Source organism: Streptomyces sp. SID5910, from assembly GCF_009862125.1.
GTDB lineage: Bacteria > Actinomycetota > Actinomycetes > Streptomycetales > Streptomycetaceae > Streptomyces.
This window is the reverse complement of record NZ_WWHX01000430.1, coordinates 1-1368: the sequence shown is the minus strand read 5'-3', so window position 1 is coordinate 1368 and position 1368 is coordinate 1. Positions and strand designations below refer to the sequence as shown.

The window sequence follows — 1368 nt, the reverse complement described above, 5'->3', positions numbered from 1 at the left end:
GGGGGGGGGGGCAAGCAGGGCGGCCGGCCCGTGACGCGGCGTGTCAGGCAGGGCGCCCGGCCCGTGACGCGGCGGTCAGGCAGGGCGCCCGGCCCATGACGCAGCGGGCAAGCAGCGCGGCCTACGCGCGACGCAGCGGTCAGCGGCTGGGCCGGCCGGCCGTCAGCGGGGCAGCCGTGCCGCGAAGTCCGCGGCCGCGGCCTTCACGTCGTCCGCCGTCCACTCCAGGCCCTCCGCCTCCACCCCGACCTCGGTGAGGGCGATGCCCGGTCCGGTCTCGTCCCAGGGCCGGCCGAAGAGCAGCGTCCCCGTCTCCTCGCCCTGCCGGATCGAGACCTCCCCGACGACATCGGCGTCGTACGGCAGCCAGACCTGGAACTCGTGGGTGTGGGGCACCTCGGGGTGCACCCGCGCCCACGGCAGCCCGGCCTCCGCGAAGCCCTCGCGCAGCGCGGCGGCCACCACGCGCGCGTGCGTCACGTACTCCGGCAGCCGGGGCAGCTCGCGCTCCAGCCCGGCCAGCGCCGACAGCGCCGTGGGGAACTGCTGGAACACGTTGCCGCCGTACCGGTGCCGCCAGGCCCTGGCCTCCTCCACCAGCGTCCGGGGACCGGCCAGCGCGGCACCGCCGTAGCCCTTGAGGGACTTGTAGAACGAGACGTACACGCTGTCCGCGAGGCCCGCGATCTCGTCCAGCGGGCGGCCGAAGTGCACGGTGGACTCCCACAGCCGCGCCCCGTCGAAGTGCACGACCGCGTCGCGCTCCCGAGCCGCCCCGACCAGCTCGGTCAGCTCCTCCCAGGTGGGCAGCAGATAGCCGCCGTCCCTGAGCGGCAGCTCCAGCATGAGCGCCCCGAACGGCTCCCCGAAGTCACGCACCTCGTCGGCGGCCGGCTGCCGGGGCTCGCCGGTCAGCCGTACCGGACGCAGGCCGCTGACCCGGCTGAAGGCGTTCCGTTCGTGCACCTCGGGATGGCCGAGCCCGTGCAGGGCGACGACCGGGTTGCCGGTACGGCCCGCCCAGCAGCGCAGCGCCACCTGCTGGGCCATGGTGCCGGTCGGGAAGAAGACGGCGGCCTCGTGGCCGAGCAGGGCGGCCGTACGCTCCTCCAGCGCCGTCACGATGCCGTTGCCGTAGACGTCCGACGGCTCGTCGAGGTCGTAGAGCTCCCCGGCGCCGTCGAGCAGGCCGAGGCGCTCCCGGAGGGTGGCGGTGTAGCCCGGCCGCGCGAGCAGCCGCTTCGCGCTGCGATGGACGGCCACGCGCCGCTCGCGCATGCGCCTGTGCTGCTCCTCCTGCTGTTCCGGCGGCTCCGCCGTCTCCGCCTGTTCCGTGTTTTCCCCTGTGCCAGTCATGCCGGGATCATG

The 1368-nt window shown here is 75.1% G+C and carries 1 protein-coding gene; it reads right to left on the bottom strand.

Going from position 1 to position 1368, the window contains the following annotated elements:
* Positions 1-162: 162 nt before the first annotated feature.
* Complete coding sequence (locus GTW67_RS15210) at positions 163-1356, bottom strand: threonine aldolase family protein (RefSeq protein WP_161165355.1); 1194 nt, start codon at positions 1354-1356, stop codon at positions 163-165.
* Between the last annotated feature and the right edge of the window lie 12 nt (positions 1357-1368).